The following is a 23,299-nucleotide window of genomic DNA, read 5'->3' on the forward strand; positions in this document are numbered from 1 at the left end:
GAACTACAGTCGAAAAGCTACCTGCCGACCAAAACGAAAAACCCCGGCCATGACCGGGGTTTTATTGTTTCTGGTCTTAACCAGAGATCAGTTGAACCGACCCGCCGCATGGGCAAGCATCGTGTAGACCTTGCCGGTATCGGAGGTGAGGTAGGACTGGGTGACTGTCCGGTCACGGTCCGTGCGGGCGACATCAGCGAGCAGCTTTTCGAAATCGGTGATGTAGCGGTCCACGGCGGTGCGGAATTCGGCCTCCCGCTCGTATTTGCGCTTGATCTCGTCAAACGTCGTCTGGCCCTTAAGCGTATAGAGGCGACGGGTGAAGACGTCACGTTCGCCGCGCTGGTACCGGCGCCACAGTTCCACCGACGCATCGTGGTCGATCGCGCGGGCGATGTCGACGGACAGCGAGTTCAGCGATTCCACCATGTGACGCGGATTGCGGGTATCGGCAGCACGGGTCGGCTGCTGATCGCCGCTTGCGCGGGGTGCGGAAGCGGCGGCCGATTCCTGCGAGGCACCGCGCAGAAGATCGCTGATCCAGCCACCGCCTTCTTCGCGGCGTGCGGCAGGCGCCGCAGCCGCCTGGGACGGGGCAGGCGCCTGACGGTTTTCGACCTGGCGGTTCTCAAGCGGCAGGGTGCCACGCAAGGCGGGTGCGGCTGCCGGCTGCGGCTGAGCCGGGCGTGGTGGCTGTGCCGGCGTGGCTGCTGCCGGCTGCGGACGCGCTTCGACACGGCGTTCAGCGGCAGGCTGGGTCGCTGCAATGGCGCGGGCGACGGGTTCGGAAACTTCCATTTGTTGGGTCGAGCGACCGACAAGCTGGGAAATATCCTGCAGGGCCTTGATCTGCTCGGAAACGGCGCGGCGCATCGCTGCGGCGCTTTCCTTGGCCTCTTCCGGCAGGTCGAACGCGCCGCGCTTCAGTTCGGCACGGGTAGCATCCAGCTCGCGGCGGATATCGTGGCTGGAGCGGCGGATTTCGTCCGTCGCGCCGGCAAAACGGCTGACAGCTTCCTCAACTGCCTGACGCAGCGTTTCCTTGAGGTTGGCGGCGGCGGCATTGGATTTTTCCGAGGCACTGCCGAGCAGGTTGTCGACTTCCGAAAGCGAGGATTCGACACCGCCACGCAGGCGGTTGACCAGCTCGTCGGAATATTTCTGCGCGTCGGAAAGCGTGCTCTCGATCGAACGGCTGGCATCCTGACCAGCGGCGAGCAGGGCGCCCCGCATGGTCTGTGCTGCCGAGCGGGCGCGCTGTTCCGTCTCGTCGAGCGAACGGCCGATATCGGAGAAGGATGCCTGCAGATTGTCACGCAGGTTGCCGGCGACGTTCTGCGAACGCTCCTCGGCCTCGTTGAGCGTGGTTTCCACCACGCTGACGACGCCGCGCATGGCGGTTTCGATTTCCTCGGAACGCTTGACTAGTCCGACAGACAGGCTGCGAAGTGCATCCTGACGCTCTTCCAGCGTACCGACAAGGCTCGACTGCGCGGCATTGAGCAGTTCGGACGCCTGGCTCAGAACCTTCGAATGTTCCTCGAAACGTCCGACGATGCCGGCAACCTGCGCCAGTGTCTGGCCGGAAATATTCGACAGACGATCGATCTTTCCTTCGAGCAGACGGCTGGAGCTGGACACCATGTCGGCGGCCTGCGAGGCGGATTCGGAGAAGCGGGTGGCCGATGCGTTCAACGCTTCGTCGGCCGTGCCGAATTCCTGCGCGGCGCGCTCAACCGCAGAGTTGAAGTTGTTTGCCGACTTTTCGACGATTTCGGCCATGCTGTTATGGGTCTGCGACAGCATATCCGTGCTCTGGCGCGTGGCGGCGACAAGCTTGTTTGCCACATCGCTTCCCGTGCGGGTGTATTTGTCGATACCTTCTTCGACGGCGTCGGCCATGGCCGTATGCGTCTGCGACAGCATGTCCGTGCTCTGGCGGGTTGCCGCGACAAGCTTGCTTGCTGCCTCGCTTCCGGCATTGGCATAATCGCTGATCGCCTGTTCAACCATGCCGACCATGCCGCTGTTGCTCTGCGACAGAAGTTCGGCGCTCTGCTGGGCGGCGGAGACGATCTTTTCTGCGGCTTCGCGACCGATGGTGGCGTATTCGTCGACGACAGGCTTTGCCTTCTCTTCGATCAGGCGCGACAGTTCAGCAGAACGGCTGGCCAGCATCGAGTTGAGTTCGCGAGTGCGGTTGTCCAGCGCCGAGCGGATGGATTCGCCGCGCGCATCGAGAGCGGATTCGACACCGGTCAGGGTCTCGGAAATGACGCCCACCTGCGAGCGCACGACCGCTTCGGCCTCGGCAACCTTGTTGACGATGATGTTGCCCGCCTCGGAGAAGGTCTGGGCGACGGCTGCCGCCTGGCCGGACAGGCGCGTCTGTGCATCCGAGATGCGGTTGACGATCTCGCCGGAGCGTTCTTCGATCGCCTTGGTGAAGGCGTCATTCTGCGCCTGCACCTGTTCGGCGAATTCCGAGCCGGTTTTCGCAAGCAGGGCAGTGGAACGAACGGCTTCTTCGTCGATGCTCTGGGTGGCGGAAATGACCGCCCCACGCAGGCCGACCGCGAGTTCGCTCGCCTTGCCTTCGATGGTGCGGTTGACGTTTTCGAGGCCGATCGTCAGCGCGCGGTCCATGGTGCCGAGGCGTTCATCGATGCGGGCCGAACCGGCATCGAAGGTTTCTGCCAGACGGCTGGTGCGGCTTTCGAAGGTGTCGGCAACCCGTATCGTCTGCTCGTCCAGAATGCCGGTGATACGTTGAGCAGCATCGTCGCTGGTGCGGGCGAAGGCGGCTGTCTTGTCTTCCAGCGCGTCGGCAAAGCGACGTCCGGCATCCTCGATCGACGTGTTGACGTTGCCGAGATCGCTCGACACACGCTCCTGCAGCGCTCCGAGCGAAGTCTCGATGCGGGTGCCGGTCTCGTCGAGCCTGCCCGTGACGCTTCCGATCGAGGTTTCGATCCGCGAGGAGAGAGCATCGGTCGCACCGCCAATTTCGCGGGCGGCCTCACCGATCTTGACGGCAATATCGCCGGCGCTGTTGCGAAGACGCTGTTCCAGCGTGGCTGCACTGCCGTCTATGGCCTTCTGCAACGTCTCCTGCTGGGTTTCGAGCGAGAGTTCGAGCATGCTGGCGCTGGATGCAACGGTGGTGCCGATCATCATCGCCTGGTCGGAGAGCATGTCGCCCATCTGGGTCGTGGCTGAGCTCAACGTCGCGGCGATATCCGCCTGGCGCTGCTCGAGCGCGGTACGGATGTCTTCATGCGATTGCGAGAGGTTGTTTTCGAGGCGGGAGACGCCTTCTTCCACCGTCTGCGCAAAACGGCTGCTGCCGTCTTCCACGACGCTTTCGATGCGGCTGGCCGCGCCGGAGACGCTCTGCTCGATCAGGCCGCTATTGCGCTCAAGCGAGCCGGCAATGCGTTCGGCCTGCGAACCGAGCATGGTCTCCAGCCGCTCGTGGCCGCTGGCGAGTGCGTTTTCAAGCGTGAAAGCCGTCGATTCCAGTCGCTGGCCGACGCCTGCGGCCGCGAGCGACAGTGATGCGGTTCTGGCATCCATCGCCTCGGAGATACGCTCCTCAACGCCGGAAATCGTCATGTCGAGCGCCATGGTGCGGCTGTCGATCGCGTCCGCGATGCGTTCTTCCGCACTGGAGACAATGCCGGAAAGGGCGGCAGTGCGGCTGTCCAGGGCATCGGCAATACGATCTTCGACCCCGGAAACCGCCGAGTGAAGCGCAGCAGTGCGTCCGTCGAGGATGTCGGCGATCTTTTCCTCGACACCGGAGAAGCTCAGGTCGAGCGCCATGGTGCGGCTGTCGAGCACGTCCGTGATCCGCTCTTCCGCGCCGGATACGACATTTTTGAGCGAAGCCGTGCGGCTGTCAAGTGCGCTGGCAATGCGGGTCTCGGCACCGGCCACCAATTCGCCAAGAACGGCGGTGCGGGTATCGAGCGCTTCGGTAATTTTTTCCTCTGCGCCGGAAAACGCCATGTCAAATGCCATGGTGCGGCTGTCGAGTGCATCCGCAATGCGTTCTTCAACGCCGGAGACGACGGCGTTAAGCGCTGCCGTGCGGCCATCGAGCGTTTCCGCGATACGGGTCTCGGCACCGGCCACCAATTCGCCAAGGACGGCGGTGCGGGTATCGAGTGCTTCGGTAATTTTTTCCTCGGCGCCGGAAAACGCCATGTCGAGCGCCATGGTGCGGCTGTCGAGTGCATCCGCAATGCGTTCTTCAGCCCCCGAAACGACGGCGTTGAGTGCTGCCGTGCGACCATCAAGCGTTTCCGCGATACGGCTCTCGGCACCGGCAACCACGTCGCCGAAGGTGGACGTGCGGCTGTCGAGTGCGCCCGCAATCCTCTCTTCGGCACTTGCCACAATGCCGGACAGAGCGGAGGTACGGTTGTCGAGCGTTTCCGACAGCCTCTCCTCGACATTGGCGAAGGTCATGTCGAGCGACAGCGTGCGGCTGTCCATCGTGTCGGCGATGCGTTCCTCGACGCCGGAAATGGCGCTGGAAAGAGCGGCCGTGCGGCCATCCAGCGTCTCGGAAATACGGTTTTCCGCACCGGATACGACGTCGTGCAGGGCAGCCGTGCGGCTTTCCAGCGTATCGGAAATGCGGTCCTCTATGCCGGAAACGGCGCCGGTGATGGCGGCGGCGCGGGTTTCGAGCGTTTCCGAAAGACGGCGCTCGACATCGGCAACGACGCTGTTGATTGCGGCTGCACGCTCCTCAAGCATCGCGGCTAGACGTTCCGCCGTGCCGGAGACCGAGCCGGTAATTGCCAGCGAACGGCTTGCAAGCGCCTCGTCGAAACGGTCCTGGCTTGCCGAAAGCGCGCCAAACAGGGCATTGCTGCGCTCCGCCAGCACGCCGTCGATCTTCTCGTGCGAATTGGTGAAGGCATCGGTGATTTCAGCGGTGCGCTGGCCGATTGCGTCGCTGAACGCGCGGGTACGGGTCTCAAGCGCGCTTTCGAGCATTTCCTGGCCGGTGCCCAGTGCGGTTGCAAGTGCAAGCGACTGATCGGTCATGGTGTTGCCGATGCGCTCAAGTCCGCTGGTCAGCATGGTGTCGAGGGCTTCGGAGCCGCCGGCAACGGTTTCGTTGATCCGGGCGAGGCTCTCCATCAGCTTGCTGTCCAGGCTGCCGGCGCGCTGGTCGAAGGCACTGGCGAAATCCGCCACATGTTCGTCGAAGGCGGAGTTGACCTGGCCGACCGTCGCCTGCAGGCGTTCTTCATAGAGGCCGGAGCGAAGATCGAGATCCATGATCGCGTCATCAGCCGTGCTTTGCAGGCTCTGGCGGAAGGACAGGCCTTTTTCTTCAAGCGTCGTGGACAGCTTGTCGAGCACGTTATCCAGCGAACCGCCGATGATCTGCTGGCCGCGATCGATATTGCGGTTGAGTTCGAGCGTGCGGGTGGAAAGGGTCTCGTTAAGCTGGCGGGTGCGTTCCTCGAGTGCGCTGTTGAGGCTCTCCGCGCCGCTGTCCAGCGTCGAGGCGTGGATCGCGAAGCGTTCCAGCAGCACTTCGCCGCGCTCGTCCAGCGTCGAGGTGAGGTTGTGCAGACGCATGTCGAATTCGCTCGATAGCGTTGCGCCCGAGGAATTCAGTGCCTGAAGCAGGTTTTCGGTCTTGGCGGCAATCAGGCTGCCCATCGCCTCGGTCGAGGCGCGCGATTTTTCGAGCAGCGCGGCCGAGCGTGTGTCGATCATCGAGGCGAAGGCCTCGCCGGTGGTGGAAAGCCGCATCGAAAGCTCTTCGCCGACGATTGAAAGCTCTTCCTTGATCTGTTCCTGCGCGCCGACAATGGAGGAGCGGATGCGCTCCGCATGGTTGACGATGGCGTCACGCTCGGCGCTCAGTTCCTGCACGAGGCTGCGCACGCGCAGTTCATTGTCTGCATAGCTGCGCTCAAGCGCGTTGACTTCAGAATGGACGAGCGTTTCGAGTTCCGTCGCGCGGGCAATGGTGCGCTCGATGCCGTCGTTCATGGCCGAGACTTCTCGGCGAACCGCCTGGCCGACGGACATGATCCGGTCGGAGGCGACAGTTTCGGGTTCAGCAAGACGAAGGGCGACTTCTGCCATCGACCGGGCAGCGTTGCGCAGATCGCGGGCACGCGCCATCATGATCGCGAAGGCAAAGAACAGCATGATCGGAACGACGATGCCGACGACGATCGCCATCAGCCCAGGTATTGCGGCGAGATCGGCAACCGAGCCGATGTTCCAGAGTGCACTGCCGTAGATAAGATGCGCGATGCCGAGGCCGCCGAGCGCCCAGATCACCGACATGATCGTCGCGTTTCTGAGCGCGCCGCCGATGGAGCCGCCTTCGAGCGATTTCAGGATCATGGCCGGGCTGCGCTTGGAGCCGTCGTTGGCAGCTTCCAGATTGGGGGATCTGGGCGCCTGTTCGGCAGGCGCGCGCGCGGCCTCGGGAGCAGGGGTCTGTCTGCTTGCTTCCTTCAATCTGGCCTCCGGCTGCTTTGGCGCTGTCGTCTTCCGCGATTCCGGCTTGTCTTCGAAAGCACCAAGCTGCAGGGCGTCTTCCAACGCCTGAAATGCAGTCTCGTCGACAGAGTCGCTGATCTTGTTATTCGCCATGCGGTTACGCCTCGTTACACATACGCCCGGCTTCATGCCGTTTGACCATCTGCGACCCGCAAATGGACTGCCGCCATCATGCCAGCGGAACATTATCCCGTTAAAGAGAACAATTCCGCCATTACCAATCCCGAATTGCTGGTGGTCCAGCTTTCGGGCGAAATTACATCACTGTGCCGGAATAACAAAGCTTGAGCATAAGCCTCGTCGGAACGGCAGTACCGTAGTGACACATTTAGGTGTTCGAAACAATTAATGCGGGTTTGCCGCAGCAGCGAAGTGTCGGCTTTTTAACAGTTTTTAAACCTGAGTTTCACGCTGAACGCCTTGTTTCGCATAAGTTTAACATAAATTAACCATAGCAGAAGATTTTCGCCCGCGTCACGCCGTAATTTAAGCTGATAGCACCGGCTTCAATGCGTAAATACGACACAGATGTGACACGAAACAGGAAACGGCGAGACAAAGGAATTTCAGATATGGCAGCCGTCAGTATTGCTTTCGAAGCTCCGGATAATTTTGGTGGTGCGCCGGCCGCCGCGACAAGACCAATCGATTTCGAACATCTCGCCCGCCAGACGATGGGCGACAAGGAACTTGAAATCGAGGTGCTGCAACTCTTCAGCCGTAACGCCCGTGCTGCTCTGCATGAAATGGCCGGCGCTGACGACAAGACCGTCAAGGCAACTGCTCATCGTCTGAAGGGGGCCGCGCAGGCGGTTGGTGCCTCCACCGTTTCCACGGCGGCGGCGGCAGTGGAGGACAAGGGCAACGATAGCGCGGCCGTAGCCAGACTTGCGGCAGCGATTGTCGAAGCGGAAAATTTCATCCTCAAGCTCTGCCGCTAAGGCGAATCCAGTCTGTTTTACAGGGCCGGTTGCGCTTGGCGCCTGCGAGAAGCGGGTTGCCAAGGCGAACCGGCCTTTCTATGTGTTTGTTTAGAACAGTTCTTAGACACCATTTTGGATCTCCGGCATGACAAAACTGACCATTGTTGCCTTTGACGGCACGCCCCATGAACTCGACGTAAGCAACGGTTCCACCGTCATGGAGAATGCCGTGCGCAACTCCATACCCGGCATCGATGCGGAATGCGGCGGCGCCTGTGCCTGTGCGACCTGTCATGTCTATGTGGATGACGCATGGGCGGAACGTGTCGGCGGACCCGAGCCGATGGAAGAGGACATGCTGGACTTCGCATTCGAAGTACGCCCGACCTCGCGTCTTTCCTGTCAGATCAAGATGAAGGACGAGCTTGACGGCCTTGTCGTTCACGTTCCCGAACGTCAGGGCTGACGGCAAGCCGCATTATACGCCACAGAAAAAGCCCCGCTCACCTGTTAGCGGGGAGCGGGGCGAGGCGGGTACGCAGCATGCAAGCGAGGGAGGAAACACCTGCGAGCCTCAAGTGCGCACCGGGAGAACCGGAGGTGGTTTCGAACGCCGGACCCCTGCGGATCACCACCGTTAAAAACCATGTGAACAAGCTACAATGAGTCTCGTTGACCGCACCATGACGAGAAGTCACGGGTGATATCGAACATGACGTAACGTCATGTTAGCGTTGCGTTTCGCGTCCAGGGGAGTATGGGCGGAAAGGCGGCTCAGCGCCGGTTCTGGCCCTGTTCGATCCGGTTCTTCAAAAGCCGGGTCATGCGCGCGTCGAAGTTTTTGGATTCCACGATATCGAACCGCAACTGATCCTTGTCGTGCTCGTCCATGACGGTCTGGGTGATCTTGCCGACCATTGCCTGTAGCGTTTCACAGTCTTTTTGCGGACGAAGCGCCGTCAGTTGCCTTTCGAGCGAGCGGGCATGGGTGCGGGCGATTTCCGCGTGCCGTTCCTCGTGGCGCTTGATATCTGCAAGCAACGTATCCCAGATGAAGGCCAGTTCCGCCGTGGTGCGGCGGCGGTTTTTCCATTGCGGCAGGAGAATACGGGTGTTCAGCAACACCTTGGTGCTTCCAACGCTGCACATGCCGTTTTTCTCGACATAGGTGAGTTCGCCGCCGAATTTGATCTCGGTGGCACCGGGATGGCGTGCGCCGGTGTTGCGCGTCAGCGGGCCATGCTTGGAAAGCTGCTTGTCGAGGTCAGCGGCGGTTTTACCGCTGATCGAAAAATAGGAATAGGTCTTGCTGACGATGGTTTCGGAAAAGGCCGATCCGGGCATGGAAAGGGCTAATGCGCCAGCGAAAACGGCGCAAAGAGCACGTGAAGATATGGTCATAACCCGGCCTTCCGGTTGAACTTGAAAAACGTTTGCTGCATAGGCGGAGCGGAACTTATAAGAATTGGCATAACACTCCGTTATTCCCGAAAGGCGCGTGTTACGTGATAACAGCCGGCAGCAATGTGTGGCAAGCGGCCCATGGTCGCTCCCTGAAACTTGATGGACGTGGCCGTATTATGGCCATCGTCAATGCGACGCCCGATTCCTTTTCGGATGGCGGCCGTTATCTTGCCGTTGATGCGGCTTTTTCCCATGCCCTGACCTGTGTTGAGGAGGGGGCGGATATCATTGATATCGGCGGCGAATCCACCCGCCCGGGCGCGGCCGAGGTGACCGAGGGTGAGGAACAGGATCGCGTGCTGCCGGTTATCGAACGGCTCCGTCGCGAGACGGATGTTCTGATTTCCGTCGACACCTACCGCGCATCCACTGCAAGGCTGGCGATCGAGGCGGGTGCCCATATCGTCAACGATGTTTTCGGCCTGCAGAAGGACGGGAACATGGCGGGCGTGGTTGCCGCCGCGCGCGCGGGCGTCTGCATCATGCATACCGGGCGCGACAGGCAGAAGCGCGCCGATGTTATCGAGGATCAGTTCGAATTCCTCAATCGTTCGCTTGAGATGGCGGAAGCTGCGGGAATCGCCCGCGACGCCATCGTGCTCGATCCCGGTTTCGGTTTTGCCAAGGACGAGCGTGAAAATGTCGAGCTGATGGCGCGCTTTGGCGAACTTGCCGCGTTTGACCTGCCTGTTCTGGCCGGGACGTCGCGCAAGCGGTTCATCGGGTCGCTGACGGGCAGGGATGCGGCCCACGAACGCGATATCGGAACAGCAGCGACGACAGTGATCCTCAGGCTGGCGGGTGCCGCGATTTTTCGCGTGCACAATGTCGCCGTAACACGCGATGCGCTGGCAATTGCCGACGCGGTTCTTGCCAAAGCGTCGGCAAGGCCCGATGCATAGATCAATAGATGCCGGAGTGCCGCATGCCTTAAAAGAGGCCGGCTATTCCGGTATAACCCCGCCATGGAGGCGATGCGATGAGCCGCTACACCATTATTCTGAAAAACTGTTCCTTTTTCGCCCGTCATGGCCTTCTCGAGCAGGAGGAGGTGCTGGGCCAGCGCTTTTTCGTCGATGCCGAGATGGAGGTTGAAGCGGGTAACGCGCTCGAGACCGACGATATCGAAAATACCGTCGATTATGGCGTCGCCTTCGCCGTTATCGAAAAGATCGTCGTCGGCCAGCGCCGTTACCTGATCGAGGCCCTCGCGAACGATATCGCCAAGGCCCTGCGCGCGCGTTATCCGCAGATTGTCTGGCTGCGTATCACGGTTCGCAAGCCCTCTGCGCCGGTTCCCGGCATTCTCGACTATGCGCAGGTGAGTGTTGAACACCGTGCCTGACAGGATGACAGTTGCCGCACTAGGCCTTGGCGGGAATATCGGTGACCCCGCCGCTGCAATGGCCAGAGCCTTGCGCGAACTGGATGCACACGGCGATTGCCGGGTGCTGTCTGTCTCCGGGCTTTATCGCACGCCGCCCTGGGGTAAGACGGACCAGGCGGATTTTTTCAATTGCTGTGCGCTGGTCGAAACCTCGCTTTCAGCACCCGCACTGCTGCAATTGTGCCTCGATATCGAAAAGGGCATGAAACGGGTCAGAACGGAGCGCTGGGGGCCACGCACCATCGATATCGACGTGCTGACCTATGGTAATGATGTTGTCGTTACGGAAAGCATTGAAGTGCCGCATCCGCGCATGACGGAGCGTGCCTTCGTGCTGATGCCGCTAGCCGATATCGCACCCGATCTCGAAGTCCGGGGCAAGCCCGTGCGGGAATGGCTGCGGCAGGCGGATACAACCGGCATCATCAGCGCAAACGAAAAACGGGAGTGGTGGACACTCCCGCTTGGCGATGGCTGAAAAGGTCGCGGGTTTTACGGCTTGATCGAACCGACTGCGATCTGGTCGATGTCGCGCGCGAGTGTGACGCCGATAACCGGGATCATCTGGTCGGCGACCTTGACGGAAATGGTGATGTTCATCGAATTGTCGTTCGAGACGCGGGCGACCATGGCACCGTTGAGCTTGGCGCGATTGATGCCCACAACGACCTTGTCGCCGCTGACCTGCCCGGAAATGATGTCCAGTCCCTTGCCTTCGGCGCCGTCGAGGAACTTGCCCTCGTAAGAGCCGCCCTTTTGGCTGATGACCGCGGACATGGGCTGGCTGAAGACGCCGACGCGGCAGGTGCCGGCGAGCTTGATGCCCGTCTGCTTGTCGTCGAGTGGCTCGCCCGTCAGGTCGCAGGTGAACTTGGTGCCCTTGTACTTGCCGGCGACGATTTCGCCCGGACCTTTCCAGCTTCCGGCAACGGAACGGAAAAACACGTCGTCGCGATCGCGCGATGCGGCATGGACGTCAGACAGGCCGAAGCTGCCGCTGACGGACAATATGGCGGCAAGTCCGCCCACAAGCGAAAAGAAGCGCGAATACATGATACTTTCCCCGGCGAAGAAGCCTGTTCGATAAGCGGCAATCTACCGGCGGAATGGTTAATGCTTGGTTTATTTCGGCTTTATTTACAGCTTCGTCCGTAACCTTTTGAGCCGTACAAGTCCGGCTGATCAGGCTTTTTGACCGGTTTTTCCGCCACCAAGATCGGGCGTGAGGTCAGACATGAAATCACCTATGCCGGGTCGCTTTACCGCCTTGAAGGGTAGCGGGCGGCACAGATCCATCGCCGCAATGCCGATTCGCGCCGTCATCAGACCGTTGATGACACCTTCACCCAGGCGTGCGGAGAGTTTTGAGGCAAGCCCGTGACCGAGAACCTGCTGGGCAAGCCCATCACCGACGGCGATCGAACCTGTGACCGCGAGATGGGCGACGACGTCACGCAAAAGCCTGAGCATGCCGAGCGTGCCCGGTCGGCCGCCGTAAAGTTCCGCCATGGCGCGCACCAGCCTTGTCACCTCGAACAGCACATAAGCGAGATCGACCACGGCGCGTGGGCTGACGGCGGTAACGACGGAGACGCGTTTGGAGGAGTTGAGGATCAGCGCGCGGGCCTGCCGGTCGAGCGGCACCAGCAATTCGCGTTCGGCAAGCTCAATCAGATGCGGCCCGTCGATCACGTCGTCTTCGGTGTCCTTGAGTGCGGCGCGCCCCTTGGCCGTTTCGGCGCGGTGGGAGAGAACTGCATTGAGGCGGGTAACGATGGCGCGGGCGGGTTTCGGGCTCTTGTCGAGGCTGGCCGTCTCCGCATCGGCTTTCAGCGATTGAACGGCGTTGAGCCTCATGATGCCGAACACTTCTCGCCCGACCAGAACGAGGACGGCAAAAAGCGCAACAAGGAGCGCAATGCTCGCCGTGTAACCCAGCCAGTCGGAGCGGGAAAAGAGATTGCGGATAAGCTGATCCGCCCAGAGCCCGAAGGCCAGCGAGAACAGCACGCCGAGTGCACCAAGCGCGAGCTTGCCGAAGGAGAAGCGGCTTTTCTTCGGCACGGCCACCGGCAATGCGGCGGCATTCGTCTCTTCAGGTGCTAAAAATGGATCATCCTCATCGGGCGTCAGGGAAATCTCGGTGTCGAAGCTGCGCGGTGCGCGTTTTTGCGCGACGGTTGCGCTTGCCTTTTCTTCGGTTTCGAGCGTGAACGCCGCCGGGCGGCGTGCCTGCGGATCGTTTGGTGTGGGAGCCTTCATGCGAGCTTGTCTCCAAACAGGAACTGCATGGCGCGGTCGAGCCTTATGTGGGGAACGGAAAGCCGGATGCCGCCGCTGCCCGGTTCATCGATATTGGGCGGGCGGAACCGCACGACATTGACGTCCGGCAACGTCGCCTTGTCGCCATCCCTGTCGATGCTGCGGAAAAGCGGCTCCGGATCTTCGGGCAGGTCGCCGGGAAAGATCGCCGTCTTACGGTTGCCGTCAAATATCTCGCCGTTGATGGTTTCACCCGCCATCGGCGTGCCGACGATGACCGGAAGCTCGTGACCGTCCTGTCTCACGCTTGCTTCCCGCGTAGCGCGCACGGAAGCCAGTGCCATGACCTCGATGCCGGCACCATTCATACCGATGGTGGTGATGGCGCGGTCCACCAGACGGCGGGTTAGCCGTTCCAGCCGGTCGTGGCTTTCATGATGCAGGTGGTCGGCCTTTGTAGCGGCAATCAACACCTTGTCGATACGCCGGCCCAGCAGTGATGACAAAAGACTGTTGGTGCCAGGGCGGAAACAGGCGAGAACATCGCCCAGCGCCCGTTCCAGATCCTGCACCGCCTCCGGGCCGCGATTGACCGCCTGAAGAGTGTCGATCAGCACGATCTGCCGGTCGAGGCGGGCGAAATGTTCGCGGAAGAAGGGTTTCACCACGATTGCCTTGTAGGCGTCGTAGCGCCGCTCCATCATGGCGCGCAGCGACCCCTTAGGTGCCTTGTCGTCTGTCAGGCCCGGCAGGGGCGCAAAGGTCAGCGCCGGTGATCCTTCGAGATCCCCCGGCATCAGCAGACGGCCCGGCGGCAAGGTGGAGAGCGACCGCTCGTCGGATTTGCAGGCCTTCAGATAGGCGGCGAAGCTTTCCGCGAGGCGTCGCGCCGTCATCTCGTCGGCGGGCGCATTGATGTCGAGCGAGGAGGCTATTGCCAACCATTCCTGCGCGAGTTCGGCGCGGATGCCATTTTGCGCCAGCGCGACGGTGCTGTCGCTGAAGCTCTTGTAGTCCCGCGAAAGCAGCGGCAGGTCGAGCAGCCATTCGCCGGGATAATCGACGATATCGATGGAGAGCTTACCTGCGGAAAACCAACGGCCCCAACCGCTGGCGCTCTGGTAGTCGAGCGTGATCCGCAGTTCAGAGATTGCCCGTGTCGAATCCGGCCAGAGCCTGTCGCGTACCAGAGCCTGAATATGGTCCTCATACTGAAACCGGGGAATGGCATCGTCCGGTTGCGGCTCCAGACGCACATTCGAGACGCGCCCGGAACGCATGGCCTCAAACAGCGGCAGACGACCGCCATTCAGAAGATTGTGGACGAGCGAGGAGATGAAAACCGTCTTGCCCGCCCGCGAAAGACCGGTGACGCCAAGCCGCAATGTCGGATTTGTAAGGGTGCTCGCACGGTCGGCCAGATTGTCGAATGCGATGAGCGCACTGTCTGTCAGGGACGTAAGAGAAGGCGGCAATGGCAGTTTCCCAGCTATTTTTCACGGTTACAGCTGCAATATAGGAAGGGGCGGTTGCCCAAAAAAGAAGCGCGCCAATGGATTTTCAACGGGTCCGGCTTCGGCAACGCATTGGTCGCACGCTGCTGCGGCTATTTGCCGGGCGAGAGAAAATCGATCAGCCGCCAGCGATTTTTACCATTCCCGGCACTGTCGTCGTGATCGAGAACCGCAAGACCGGATGTCGGAAAACCGGAGGGCAGGGCGGCATGCAGCAGGTCCTCGCCAATCATCGCCTCCAGCGTCGCCTCCATTGTGGGGTTGTGCCCGACCAGCATCACGGACTGTGCGTCCGTTTGCGCGGCGATGAGAGAAAGATAGGTTTCGCTGCGCGCATTGTACATTTCGTCGATATAGACGATGTCGATGCCCTCGTTGAAGGCCCGCTGCCAGGCCTGCGTGGTCTGCCGGCAGCGCGTGGCCGTGGAAGACAAGAGCACGTCCGGGCGGTAGCGCCGGTCTGCGGCAAGGTCGGCGATGATCTCCGCCTCGGCAAAACCGGCCTCGTTCAATCCCCGGTCGAAATCGCGTTCTCCCGGTGCCGCCCAGGCGGCCTTGGCGTGGCGCAAAAGATACACTCGGCTCGGAGAAGATGCTGTCAAGGGCGGGGACCGACGTTCGATTGGGAGGCAATGGAGGAATGCTACAGGATAGGGTTGCATGACCGCAAGTCCTCTTTCCTGTTGGTAAGTCGCGTTTAAGTGATTTAAGAAGAGATCGCTTGAATACGAATAAAGGATAAAAATTAGTCATTTAGATGATTTTTGTGTCAGTTTTAAAAATGCCTGAAAACTGATCTGTAGACTTGAATCAGCCTATATCATTGGAGTATACACCGCCGCATTGAGATGTTCTTCGAGGAGAATCGCGTTGAGTGAGAAGATCGATCTTAGCAAATATGTGCTCTCGGAAGACGACGAGTTCATGAATGCAAACCAGCGTGCCTACTTCCGCGCGAAGCTGGTGGCCTGGAGAAACGACATCCTGAGAGAAGCGCGCGAGACCCTCGGACATCTCGCCGAAGAAAGCGCCAACCATCCCGACCTAGCCGATCGGGCATCTTCGGAAACTGACCGGGCGATCGAACTTCGCGCCCGTGACCGCCAGCGCAAGTTGATCTCCAAGATCGACTCTGCCCTTCAGCGGATTGATGACGGCACTTACGGTTACTGTGAAGAAACGGGTGAGCCTATTGGCCTCAAGCGCCTCGACGCACGACCGATAGCGACCCTGTCCATCGAGGCGCAGGAACGTCACGAGCGTCGTGAAAAAGTCTACCGCGACGAATAAGGCGCAGCGTTGCTCCGGGCGCTTCGGCGAGCCGGCCAATGAACAGAACCAAAATGACAAAGGGCACGGATTTGTTTCCGCGCCCTTTTTTTGTTTTGAATGTCTGTCCGCCGACAGATGTGAACCTGTCAGCGGTCGCGGGTAACGGAAAGTTCGCCGAAAATACGCGCCATTTCCTTCTGCATGTCGCCATCCGGCGTTGCACCGGTAACAGGCGGCGAGACGGGTTCGGTTTTTGGCTTTTCCGCAGCAGCGGAGACTGCCTGTTCGCTATCCGCATCCTTGCTCTTGGCGATCTCCGCCTCAAGAAAGCTTTCGAAATCGCTGGCAAGGTCATCGGAGAATTTCGGCTCGGCGTTAGCGGAGACGACGGGCGGATTTTCAGGCTTTGGCGCAAAGGGCGCTGGCGCATCTTGCCCCGGTTTCAGGCCGGGTAGAACGCGCTCGCGCGCGGCATCCAGAAAATCTGCGGCATTCGTTTGGTCGATGACCGGTTCGCGCGCGGCAAAAACCGGCGGGGCAACAACCGTCGGCCGTTCTTCAGGAACCGTTGCCTGGACAGGCGGTGCGGGCGGCGCCGAGGGTAGAGGAGCCGGCGCGAAGGGATCAGGGCGACGCTGTTCCGGTCGCTCGGCGGGCATGTCGAGCGATGCGGCGGCGAGAGGTAGAACAGCGGCGGCCGGTGCCGCAATGACCGATGCCGGTGGTGGCGCAGGACGGGTAGCATCCCTTTCCGGGGCGGCAGGTCTTATCGGTGCAACGGGCTCGCGTGCCGTCATGGGCGTGGATACCGGTTGCGGCGGCGTAGACGGACGTGGTGGCAGAGATGCGGCCGGTGCAGGGGTGAGTGCTGCACGAGCAGCCGGGGCGGGCGGTTCCGGCCGCTGCGGCTGCTTTACGGGTTCTTCCGGCAAGGAGGCTGGAGATGCCGCTGCGATTGGCTGCTGTGGCAAAGCTTGGCGGCTTTCGCGAGGGATCGGCGGTTCAGCCCTTTTAGGTTCGCTGTCCTGACGCGGCAGCGCCTTGAGTTCCGCTTCCTGCGGTTCGCGTACTTCCCTGACGATTGGGATCGCGCCGATACCACTCTCGATGACGATATCGGTTGGACCGCCAATCATGACAAGATGCTCGACATTGTCGCGGCGCACCAGCACCAGACGGCGCCGGGCGTCAACCGCCGTCGCATCGAGAACCTGTAAGCGCGGCTGCCGGTTGCGACCGCCACGGATAAACGGGGCCGCCCCGCCGCGCCTGCGCAGTATCCAGAGAACAATTGCCAGAACAAGCAGGGCGAGACCGACACCGACGACGGCGACGATGAGATTGTTTCCATAGGTGCCGATAAAATCTTCCATCATGGAGATCATCCCTTCAGATTTTTTCGTGCAATTAATATTGCCGTGGTTCTTATAATGTGAACGCCAAGCAGGAAAAGACGATTTTTTTAAGCGTGATACAAGGTTTATTCATTTCGTCCCCAGGATCACTTCATAGGATCGTCTCATCAGCCGGCCGGGCGCCACCCAAGCGTCATATCTTTCCCTTCAATGCCGGGGAGCAATGAAGGTTGCAATTCTCTCTTCGAAGGAGCGATTGTAAATGCTTGCGAAATTGCTCGTTGACGGGTTTCCGGTAAGAGTTTTTATTTTTGTTGTTTTATTTGGATTGCCGGGATTTGTTTTTCCCGCTCAGGCCGCGACGGCGGATGACAAGGCGTCCGAAAATCCTGCGAACATGATTGAGTTCGTAAGAGACAATCCATCCTGTATCGATTTCACGGATGGATGCTCGGTTTGCACGCTAGCGGATGGCAATATCGTATGCTCCGCGCCGCGCATTCAATGCCAGGTTAAAGCGCTGACCTGCAGCCGCAAAATAGGCTTCTGAGGCATTTGCGCCTCTTTAGGGCCGTTTCTCTGTGCGATTTTAAGCCTTTGTGGTGCAGCGGAGCTTTTTGACGGTCAAGCGAGTTGCTACAAGAAATTCTACTGCCCGATTCCGTCGAGGAAATAGGGCTGACCGAATGACGACCTGCAGGACTGCGAGGCCAAGATGACACGGGTGCGCGAGACAAGCGACAACGACCTTCCGCTGGTGGACAGGCGTGCCCGTTCCGGCACGGTTTTGCGGATTCTGCTGCTGGCGCTGGTGCTCATCGCTGCCGCTGCTGCTTTCGTCTATTTCAAGGATTCGCTGGAAAACGAAATCGTGCTCGGCATTCTCGGCGTGCTAGCGATGATGGGTATCTTTTTTCTGGTGTCGTCGATCATCGGTTTCATCGAGGTCATGCCGCAGTCGCAATCGGACGGGCTGGCCCGCCGTTTCCTGTCGGCACACCCGGACGGCACACTGATTACCGATGCCAAGGGGCATATGGTCTACGCCAACGCCACCTATTGCCGGATGAGCGGCACCACGAAGGCGAGCGATATCCAGAGCCTGGAGACGCTGCTCTCGCGCAGCCGGGAATCGACCGAGGCGCTCTATCGCCTCATCAATGTTTTGCGGGAGGGGCGTGACGGTTACGAGGAGTTCCGTCTGCTCAAGCCGCTCGGGGAGGCCACTTCCGGCGGGCCGCACTGGTACCGACTGAAAGGTCGGGTGCTGAAGGATGCGGGCGGCGAGGCGCTGCACGTCTTCCAGATTGCCGATATCACGCCTGAGCGGGAAGATCAGGAACGCTTCTTCCGCGAATTGCAGAACGCCATCGATTATCTCGACCACGCGCCGGCCGGTTTCTTTTCCGCAGGTCGCAAGGGTGAGATTGTTTATCTGAACGCCACCCTGTCCGAATGGCTCGGCATCGATCTTGCGCAATTTTCGCCCGGTTCAATGACTGTGTCGGACATCGTCGCCGGCGAGGGTATGGCGCTGATCGAATCCGTCCATCCCCAGGGTTCAGCCAAGCGCACCGAGATTCTCGATCTCGACATGCGCCGGGTCAACGGCCAGAGCATGCCGGCCCGCCTCGTGCATCAGGTTACCTCGAAGGACGGCGCGCCCGGCGAAAGCCGGACGATTGTTCTGATGCGTCCGAAAGGGCAGGAGGATACGGAATCCTCGTCCGCCATGCGCTTCACGCGTTTCTTCAACAACACGCCGATGGCGATTGCCTCGCTCGACGGCGAAGGCCGCATTCTTCGTATCAACGCGCCATTCCTCAAGCTATTCTCCGGCGTCGTCGGGCGTGACGATATTGATCGCGGTGTTGCCCTCGAAGCCATCATCCACGACAATGAGAAACCCAGGCTTGAGCAGGCGCTGGCCGAGGCGAAGGACCGGCAGGGCGATATCGCCCCGTTCGATTCCCGCCATCCGAGCGACGAGGGCCGCCATTTCCGTTTCTACGTCAATGCCGTCATCGATCAGGACGACGAGGCGCCCGAAGAGGTGGCAATCGTTTATGCGATCGAGGTGACGGAGCAGAAGGCGCTCGAAACCCAGATGGCGCAGACGCAGAAGATGAACGCCGTCGGCACGCTGGCAGGCGGCATTGCCCACGATTTCAACAATGTGCTAACTGCGATCCTGTTGTCATCAGACCATCTGCTGTTGCAGGCCCGGCCCGCAGACCCGAGCTTCGCCGACCTGATGGAGATCAAGCGCAACGCCAACCGCGCGGCGGTGCTGGTGCGACAGCTTCTCGCTTTCTCGCGCAAACAGACGATGCGCCCGGCGATCCTCAACCTGACCGACGTTATCGGCGACCTGCGCATGCTGGTAGACCGGTTGATTTCCGGCACCAATGTCAAGTTGGAAGTGGATTACGGCCGCGATCTCTGGCCGGTGAAGACCGACCTGTCGCAATTTGAGCAGGTGCTGATCAATCTTTGCGTCAACGCGCGCGATGCCATGCCCGATGGCGGCAAGATCACCATCCGCACGCGCAATGTGGATGCGGATGAAGCCGCAGCGCTCGGTCGGCCGGAAGTCCCGGCGGAAGACATGGTCATGGTGGAAGTCGCCGATAACGGAACCGGCATTCCGCCGGAGATCATGGACAAAATCTTCGAGCCGTTCTTCACCACCAAGGATGTCGGCAAGGGCACCGGTCTCGGCCTGTCGATGGTCTATGGCATCGTGAAGCAGTCCGGCGGTTACATCTATCCCGAATCGGAAGTGGGCAAAGGCACTGCGTTCCGCATCTATTTGCCGCGTCACGTGGTGGAAGTGGTGCACGTTCCGGGCCAGCAGCCCGGTGAAGCGGCACTCGCCCCTGTGGCTCTGCCCGAACCGGTGAAGGAAGAGCCGCTGGATCTGACCGGCAACTCCGCCGTCGTCCTTCTGGTGGAGGACGAGGAGGCAGTGCGGCGCGGCGGCAAGCGCATGCTGGAAACCCGTGGTTACACCGTTCATGAGGCGGGTTCGGGTGTCGAGGCGCTGGAAGTGATGGACGAGCTGGAAGGCAAGGTCGATATCGTCGTGTCGGACGTCGTCATGCCGGAGATGGACGGACCTTCACTCCTGAGGGAATTGCGCAAATCCTATCCCGACCTGAAATTCATCTTCGTTTCTGGTTATGCCGAGGACGCGTTTGCGAAAAACCTTCCGGCGGATGCCAAGTTCGGCTTCCTGCCAAAACCCTTCTCGCTGAAACAGCTGGCGATCGCCGTTCGCGAAATGCTCGACAACAAGGAATGACGGTGGATGGCGCGGGCGTGAGATTAGGTCCGCTGTTGCTCGCGATTCCCTTGCAGGCGCTTGGCGTCAAGGCTGAAACCAGGTCAGGAAAGGCGGATAGCACCGCGCTTTCCCGCAGTGCTATGGCAAGCCCCCTGTTTTTCCCAAGGTTTGCCTCTTCGCAAACGCAATAGTGATTGCACCGTTTCACAGGGGGCTTAAAATCCGATCTTAACGACCTAGATATGTAGAGGCGAAGTTCTCCCTCCTGGTGATGACTGCCGGTTTGAGAACGGTTTGGAGAATGATGAAAGATGATCGCTGAGCCGATCTACATGCAGGGCGAGGGCGACGGGGAAGACGGCGGCACGAACCGCGGAACGTCCGTTATAACCCGCGTCAAGCCAAAGACGAAAAGACCGAATTTGTACCGTGTTCTTTTACTGAATGACGATTACACTCCAATGGAGTTCGTCATTCATATTCTGGAGCGTTTTTTCCAGAAGGATCGCGAAGCGGCGACCCGCATCATGCTGCACGTGCACCAGCACGGCGTAGGAGAATGTGGGGTGTTTACATATGAGGTCGCAGAGACGAAAGTAAGCCAGGTCATGGATTTCGCCCGACAGCACCAGCATCCGCTGCAATGCGTCATGGAAAAGAAATGAGGATCGCAACGTGCCAACTTTTTCCCCAAGTCTCGAGAAGGCGCTGCACCAGGCACTGACCTTTGCAAATGAGCGTCACCACGAATATGCGACGCTGGAACATCTCCTTCTGGCGCTGATCGACGACGCGGATGCCGCTGCCGTGATGGGCGCCTGTAATGTCGATCTCGATGCGCTGCGCAAGACTGTCAGCGATTATGTCGACAACGAACTGACCAACCTAGTGACCGGTTATGACGAGGATTCCAAGCCCACATCTGGCTTCCAGCGGGTTATCCAGCGGGCTGTCATTCATGTTCAGTCGTCCGGCCGCGAGGAAGTGACAGGAGCAAACGTGCTTGTGGCCATTTTCGCCGAGCGCGAAAGCCACGCTGCCTATTTCCTGCAGGAGCAGGAAATGACCCGTTACGATGCGGTCAATTATATCTCCCACGGAATCGGCAAGCGTCCGGGCACGTCGCAGACCCGCGCTCCGCGTGGCGCAGACGAGCCGGAGGCCGACCCCAAGGCTGCACGCAGCAATCCCGAGGAAGAAGGCTCATCCGCCAAGAAACAGCAGGATGCGCTGAAGGCCTATTGCGTCAACCTCAATGAAAAGGCGAAAAACGGCAAGATCGACCCGTTGATCGGCCGTCATGAGGAAGTCAACCGCACCATCCAGATCCTCTGCCGCCGCTCCAAGAACAACCCGCTGTATGTGGGCGATCCGGGCGTGGGCAAGACGGCGATCGCCGAAGGTTTGGCCAAGCGTATCGTTGAAGGCAAGGTGCCTGAAGCGCTGGCTAATGATACGATCTTCTCGCTCGACATGGGCACGCTTCTGGCCGGAACCCGCTATCGTGGTGATTTTGAGGAACGCCTGAAGCAGGTCGTCAAGGAGCTCGAGGAATATCCCGGCGCAGTCCTGTTTATCGACGAAATCCACACCGTCATCGGTGCGGGTGCAACGTCTGGCGGCGCAATGGATGCATCGAACCTATTGAAGCCGGCGCTCTCGTCAGGCGCGATCCGCTGCATCGGTTCGACCACCTACAAGGAATATCGCCAGTTCTTCGAAAAGGACCGCGCGCTGGTGCGTCGCTTCCAGAAGATCGACGTCAACGAGCCGTCGATCGATGATGCTATCGCGATCATGAAAGGCCTGAAGCCTTACTTCGAGGATTATCATCACCTCAGATATTCCAACGAAGCGATCAAGGCTGCGGTCGAATTGTCGGCCCGCTACATTTCCGACCGCAAGCTGCCGGACAAGGCGATCGACGTAATCGACGAAACCGGTGCGGCGCAGATGTTGCTGCCGGCGTCCAAGCGTCGCAAGCTGATCACGGAACGGGAAATCGAAGCAACCATCGCGACAATGGCCCGCATTCCCCCGAAGACCGTTTCCAAGGATGACGAGATGGTTCTCGCCAACCTCGAAAAGGAACTGCGCTCGGTCGTTTATGGTCAGGACATCGCCATCGAGGCGCTGGCCACCGCCATCAAGCTGGCACGCGCCGGTTTGCGCGAACCGAACAAGCCGATCGGCTCATATGTCTTCTCCGGCCCGACCGGCGTGGGCAAGACCGAAGTGGCCAAGCAGCTCGCCGCCTCACTCGGTGTCGAGATGCTGCGGTTCGACATGTCGGAATATATGGAGCGCCATACCGTTTCGCGTCTGCTCGGTGCACCTCCCGGTTATGTCGGCTTCGATCAGGGCGGTCTCTTGACCGATGGCGTCGATCAGCATCCGCATTCCGTGGTGTTGCTGGACGAGATCGAGAAGGCCCATCCGGACATCTACAACATCCTGTTGCAGGTAATGGACCATGGCTCGCTGACCGACCATAACGGCAAGAAGATCGACTTCCGCAACGTCATTCTCATCATGACGACCAATGCGGGTGCTTCCGAAATGGCGAAATCGGCCATCGGTTTCGGTTCTTCGCGACGTACGGGCGAGGATGAAGAGGCGATCAACCGCCTGTTCACACCGGAATTCCGCAACCGTCTGGATGCGATCATTCCGTTCTCGCCGCTGCCGACTGCCGTTATCCACAAGGTGGTACAGAAGTTCGTCATGCAGCTCGAGACCCAGCTCTCCGAGCGGAATGTCACCTTCGATCTGCACGAAGACGCGATCTCCTGGCTGGCAGAAAAGGGTTACGACGAAAAGATGGGCGCTCGCCCGCTGTCGCGCGTGATCCAGGAACACATCAAGAAGCCGCTCGCCAACGAAATCCTCTTTGGCAAGCTCAAGAAGGGCGGTGTCGTCAGCGTCACCGTCGGCAAGAAGGACGATGGTTCCGACGGCCTCAAGCTCGAGGTTCTGCCGGAAACAGCGCCGGTAAAGCCGAAGCCGGAAGCAGAGCTCAATGCTGCCAAGTCTCCGGGCAAGGCGTCTAAGGCCAAGGCGAAGCCCGCCTCGAAGGCAGCGATTGCCAATGAGGAAGCGGATGTTCTGGTTGCCGAGGCGAGCAAGCCCGACGAGGAGAGCAAGCCGCGCCGCAAGGCGAATACGGTGCCGAAGGTGCCGAAGAAGAAATGATAACGGTCTTCCGACCGACAAACGGTGCCGGGCGAAAGCCCGGCATTTTCATGCCTGAAGCGCGTCGCATTTTACCGGATTCGTGAAGCGCGCTTTAT

17 protein-coding genes are annotated in these 23,299 nt (G+C 60.1%); 10 read left to right on the forward strand and 7 right to left on the reverse strand.

Annotated elements, in window-relative coordinates:
• Positions 1-87: 87 nt before the first annotated feature.
• Positions 88-6,639 (reverse strand): apolipoprotein A-IV repeat region-like domain-containing protein, encoded by a 6,552-nt coding sequence (locus ACZ5A6_RS05135; RefSeq protein WP_174061437.1) that lies wholly within the window; start codon positions 6,637-6,639, stop codon positions 88-90.
• A gap of 479 nt (positions 6,640-7,118) precedes the next feature.
• Between ACZ5A6_RS05135 and ACZ5A6_RS05140 the strand changes: the two genes are divergently transcribed.
• Entirely contained in the window at positions 7,119-7,487 is a 369-nt protein-coding gene (locus ACZ5A6_RS05140) for an Hpt domain-containing protein (RefSeq protein WP_003512780.1), read from the forward strand.
• A 127-nt stretch (positions 7,488-7,614) separates the two neighbouring features.
• Positions 7,615-7,935, forward strand: a complete 321-nt coding sequence (locus ACZ5A6_RS05145; RefSeq protein ID WP_003512782.1) for a 2Fe-2S iron-sulfur cluster-binding protein — start codon at positions 7,615-7,617, stop codon at positions 7,933-7,935.
• A gap of 308 nt (positions 7,936-8,243) precedes the next feature.
• Here ACZ5A6_RS05145 and ACZ5A6_RS05150 read toward each other — a convergent pair whose 3' ends face one another.
• Positions 8,244-8,870 (reverse strand): DUF922 domain-containing Zn-dependent protease, encoded by a 627-nt coding sequence (locus tag ACZ5A6_RS05150; RefSeq protein ID WP_003512784.1) that lies wholly within the window; start codon positions 8,868-8,870, stop codon positions 8,244-8,246.
• A 104-nt stretch (positions 8,871-8,974) separates the two neighbouring features.
• Between ACZ5A6_RS05150 and folP the strand changes: the two genes are divergently transcribed.
• From folP to folK, 3 genes are all read left to right on the forward strand, one after another.
• A complete protein-coding gene (gene folP, locus ACZ5A6_RS05155; protein ID WP_065688251.1) occupies positions 8,975-9,835 on the forward strand; it encodes a dihydropteroate synthase in 861 nt (286 codons plus the stop codon).
• Between the two features lie 77 nt (positions 9,836-9,912).
• The gene (gene folB, locus ACZ5A6_RS05160; protein ID WP_013636000.1) at positions 9,913-10,278 is read left to right on the forward strand and encodes a dihydroneopterin aldolase; all 366 of its coding nucleotides are present in this window, start codon (positions 9,913-9,915) and stop codon (positions 10,276-10,278) included.
• Between the two features lie 4 nt (positions 10,279-10,282).
• The gene (folK, locus tag ACZ5A6_RS05165; protein WP_174061623.1) at positions 10,283-10,798 is read left to right on the forward strand and encodes a 2-amino-4-hydroxy-6-hydroxymethyldihydropteridine diphosphokinase; all 516 of its coding nucleotides are present in this window, start codon (positions 10,283-10,285) and stop codon (positions 10,796-10,798) included.
• A 14-nt stretch (positions 10,799-10,812) separates the two neighbouring features.
• Here folK and ACZ5A6_RS05170 read toward each other — a convergent pair whose 3' ends face one another.
• The 4 genes from ACZ5A6_RS05170 to ACZ5A6_RS05185 form a co-directional block, all read right to left on the reverse strand.
• Positions 10,813-11,373, reverse strand: a complete 561-nt coding sequence (locus ACZ5A6_RS05170; RefSeq protein ID WP_003512790.1) for a hypothetical protein — start codon at positions 11,371-11,373, stop codon at positions 10,813-10,815.
• Positions 11,374-11,502: 129 nt separating this feature from the next.
• The gene (locus ACZ5A6_RS05175; RefSeq protein ID WP_464111059.1) at positions 11,503-12,582 is read right to left on the reverse strand and encodes a TIGR01620 family protein; all 1,080 of its coding nucleotides are present in this window, start codon (positions 12,580-12,582) and stop codon (positions 11,503-11,505) included.
• The gene (locus ACZ5A6_RS05180) at positions 12,579-14,057 is read right to left on the reverse strand and encodes a YcjX family GTP-binding protein (RefSeq protein ID WP_421611354.1); all 1,479 of its coding nucleotides are present in this window, start codon (positions 14,055-14,057) and stop codon (positions 12,579-12,581) included. Before ACZ5A6_RS05180 ends, ACZ5A6_RS05175 begins: the two co-directional genes overlap by 4 nt.
• A 131-nt stretch (positions 14,058-14,188) precedes the next feature.
• Positions 14,189-14,665: a SixA phosphatase family protein gene (locus ACZ5A6_RS05185; protein WP_464111075.1), complete on the reverse strand. Its 477-nt coding sequence runs from the start codon at positions 14,663-14,665 to the stop codon at positions 14,189-14,191.
• A 301-nt stretch (positions 14,666-14,966) separates the two neighbouring features.
• Between ACZ5A6_RS05185 and dksA the strand changes: the two genes are divergently transcribed.
• Positions 14,967-15,386: an RNA polymerase-binding protein DksA gene (gene dksA / locus ACZ5A6_RS05190; protein ID WP_003512796.1), complete on the forward strand. Its 420-nt coding sequence runs from the start codon at positions 14,967-14,969 to the stop codon at positions 15,384-15,386.
• Between the two features lie 128 nt (positions 15,387-15,514).
• On the opposite strand, the gene ACZ5A6_RS05195 is transcribed toward dksA, so the two are convergent.
• The gene (locus ACZ5A6_RS05195) at positions 15,515-16,753 is read right to left on the reverse strand and encodes a flagellar biosynthetic protein FliO (protein ID WP_174061433.1); all 1,239 of its coding nucleotides are present in this window, start codon (positions 16,751-16,753) and stop codon (positions 15,515-15,517) included.
• A gap of 232 nt (positions 16,754-16,985) precedes the next feature.
• Between ACZ5A6_RS05195 and ACZ5A6_RS05200 the strand changes: the two genes are divergently transcribed.
• The 4 genes from ACZ5A6_RS05200 to clpA all read left to right on the forward strand — a co-directional run bounded on the left by ACZ5A6_RS05200 (position 16,986) and on the right by clpA (position 23,201).
• A complete protein-coding gene (locus tag ACZ5A6_RS05200; protein ID WP_003512806.1) occupies positions 16,986-17,273 on the forward strand; it encodes a hypothetical protein in 288 nt (95 codons plus the stop codon).
• Between the two features lie 165 nt (positions 17,274-17,438).
• On the forward strand, positions 17,439-20,027 hold the full coding sequence (cckA, locus tag ACZ5A6_RS05205) for a cell cycle histidine kinase CckA (protein WP_019565521.1): 2,589 nt from the start codon (positions 17,439-17,441) through the stop codon (positions 20,025-20,027).
• Between the two features lie 293 nt (positions 20,028-20,320).
• A complete protein-coding gene (gene clpS, locus ACZ5A6_RS05210) occupies positions 20,321-20,674 on the forward strand; it encodes an ATP-dependent Clp protease adapter ClpS (RefSeq protein WP_003512812.1) in 354 nt (117 codons plus the stop codon).
• A 10-nt stretch (positions 20,675-20,684) separates the two neighbouring features.
• Complete coding sequence (clpA, locus tag ACZ5A6_RS05215) at positions 20,685-23,201, forward strand: ATP-dependent Clp protease ATP-binding subunit ClpA (protein ID WP_013636010.1); 2,517 nt, start codon at positions 20,685-20,687, stop codon at positions 23,199-23,201.
• Positions 23,202-23,299: the final 98 nt, after the last annotated feature.

The sequence above is a fragment of the Agrobacterium sp. 6Ca8 genome (assembly GCF_055382765.1).

Coding starts and splice junctions, on each gene's coding strand:
- clpS (WP_003512812.1), top strand. CDS start 20,321: ATGATCGCTGAGCCGATCTACATGCAGGGCGAGGGCGACGGGGAAGAC.
- cckA (WP_019565521.1), top strand. CDS start 17,439: ATGACACGGGTGCGCGAGACAAGCGACAACGACCTTCCGCTGGTGGAC.
- ACZ5A6_RS05200 (WP_003512806.1), top strand. CDS start 16,986: ATGCTTGCGAAATTGCTCGTTGACGGGTTTCCGGTAAGAGTTTTTATT.
- ACZ5A6_RS05140 (WP_003512780.1), top strand. CDS start 7,119: ATGGCAGCCGTCAGTATTGCTTTCGAAGCTCCGGATAATTTTGGTGGT.
- ACZ5A6_RS05135 (WP_174061437.1), bottom strand. CDS start 6,639: ATGGCGAATAACAAGATCAGCGACTCTGTCGACGAGACTGCATTTCAG.
- folK (WP_174061623.1), top strand. CDS start 10,283: ATGACAGTTGCCGCACTAGGCCTTGGCGGGAATATCGGTGACCCCGCC.
- ACZ5A6_RS05150 (WP_003512784.1), bottom strand. CDS start 8,870: ATGACCATATCTTCACGTGCTCTTTGCGCCGTTTTCGCTGGCGCATTA.
- folB (WP_013636000.1), top strand. CDS start 9,913: ATGAGCCGCTACACCATTATTCTGAAAAACTGTTCCTTTTTCGCCCGT.
- ACZ5A6_RS05170 (WP_003512790.1), bottom strand. CDS start 11,373: ATGTATTCGCGCTTCTTTTCGCTTGTGGGCGGACTTGCCGCCATATTG.
- ACZ5A6_RS05175 (WP_464111059.1), bottom strand. CDS start 12,582: ATGAAGGCTCCCACACCAAACGATCCGCAGGCACGCCGCCCGGCGGCG.
- ACZ5A6_RS05195 (WP_174061433.1), bottom strand. CDS start 16,753: ATGATCTCCATGATGGAAGATTTTATCGGCACCTATGGAAACAATCTC.
- ACZ5A6_RS05145 (WP_003512782.1), top strand. CDS start 7,615: ATGACAAAACTGACCATTGTTGCCTTTGACGGCACGCCCCATGAACTC.